Genomic DNA, 1,776 nt, shown 5'->3' on the forward strand with positions numbered 1-1,776 from the left:
GAACAATATTAAAAGTATTATTTGACCTAAGAGTGACAACAAGTTACTATTTATTATGCCAATACTGATACTCATTAAATAATACTTATATTTAGGATTTTTTATTCTTTCTTAAACAGAAGCATCTTATAAAGGAGAATCGAAGACACTAAAGAGTATAAAGGAAAGAATGTCATTTAGGTTTACAAATAGCGTAAGCTTCTTCTACTTCTCCTTTTACTTTAAACCTATATAAACCTGGAGTACGCAACTTGTATTTATTATTGTTAAACGTATCGAAGAGGAACCAATCGTTAATCGTACCATAAAATACATAGCTCATTTTCTTTGCCTCAACAATCGCTTCAACATTAGAATTTGCAATTAAAATTATATCGCATTCATGGAAAACGGGCAAAGGTGTGAAGGAATTATAATCGTTAAGTTTAAGATAATCATCCTTAGCTCTGTCACTTAATTTAACTAGATATGGTTTAAATTTTGGTAAAGGTGCTTTTACTTCAAACGCTCCTAAATACCATTGAAAAAGATACTTATCAAGATTTACTGAGTCAGCCCTATTTGATGGCAATGTTGAATAATCATGAAGATATCCAGACCATCCATTATCTGGTCTTAAATGTGTAGCTCCCAAGATCACAGTGAGTTGAACGTGTTTATCTACCTTACCGCTGGAAATTATTAATCTCTCATCCGGAGTATACCTTACTCCACCGGGAAAAGGAAAGTAAATCCTGCTCATTATTTCTCCCCACTCTGCAAAAACTAGTATTTGGTGATCCTTATGGGATACAACGGCACAGTTTTGACCAAAGGGAGACCTTTGACAGTCTATACTTAAACCTTGATTAACCTTTAATAGCAACTCAGTGCTACCGTCATCTCTAATCCTATAGACTCCGTTATCTCCCACATAGACTACATTCCCTCTACTATCATATGAAGCTGATGCGACAGTATTTACGTTTTCAATCTTTATTTTTCTCTTCAACTCTAAACTACTTAATTTTCTAACTTCAATGATAGGTGTTTGATAATATGCTATTAATAATTCGTCTTCTTCAGGGTAAACATTCATATCGTTAGCTGATTTCCAAGGGTAGTCAACGAAAACCTTCTCTACGATTTTTCCCTTGTAGAGTTTGACGAGAGCTTTCTTAGCAGGCGTTTCTCTAGCATGAACATCGGCTATGATCTCATTCTCATCAACCGGATTATATAGCGCATTAGATAAATCATAATCAAATAGCATTTTATACGTGTGATTCCCTGGAAAAATAGTCCGCATGAGAAAATTAAGCAAATTTAATATTAAAAATATATCGCTTATGAGTTTAATAGTGTGTTGAAATTATGTATTTATAATATCATGATTTTTATAGGTTAATTAATGCTGATTACAACATAAATTGATATTATACACGAAAAAGAAAGCCCTTTGTCAGGGAGGATGTCAGAGTGCTATAGGATACAACTTTTCGTTTTGATCTTAAGATTGATGAGAAACTTAGCAGTATTCTAAGTTAAATATTGTTAAATACACATATTCAATATATGAAAGTCGGAACTTGCGGTTTTACAACGAGACACTTTAAATATTTCGATGTACTTGAAGTTCAGCAGACATTTTACGATGTGGTCAAAGAAGAGACACTAAATAAATGGAGAAGGTTGGCAGAAGAATACCACGTTGAACTGACCTTGAAGGCACTTCAAGTTATAACCCATAATTACAATAAAATGACTTATAAGAGGATGAAGAATTTTACAGAAGGA

Annotated in this window: 2 protein-coding genes; one reads left to right on the forward strand and one right to left on the reverse strand. The window is 33.1% G+C overall.

Annotation, left to right across the window (positions count from 1 at the left end; translation table 11 throughout):
- Positions 1–172 precede the first annotated feature (172 nt).
- A complete protein-coding gene (locus DMP16_RS09570) occupies positions 173–1,288 on the reverse strand; it encodes a hypothetical protein (RefSeq protein ID WP_069283371.1) in 1,116 nt (371 codons plus the stop codon).
- Positions 1,289–1,554: 266 nt separating this feature from the next.
- On the opposite strand from DMP16_RS09570, the gene DMP16_RS09575 reads away from it, so the two are divergent.
- On the forward strand, positions 1,555–1,776 hold a 222-nt coding region (locus DMP16_RS09575), incomplete at its 3' end, for a DUF72 domain-containing protein (RefSeq protein WP_143577164.1).

This window comes from Sulfolobus sp. B1, assembly GCF_007050195.1.
In the GTDB taxonomy this organism is placed as follows: Archaea; Thermoproteota; Thermoprotei_A; order Sulfolobales; family Sulfolobaceae; genus Saccharolobus.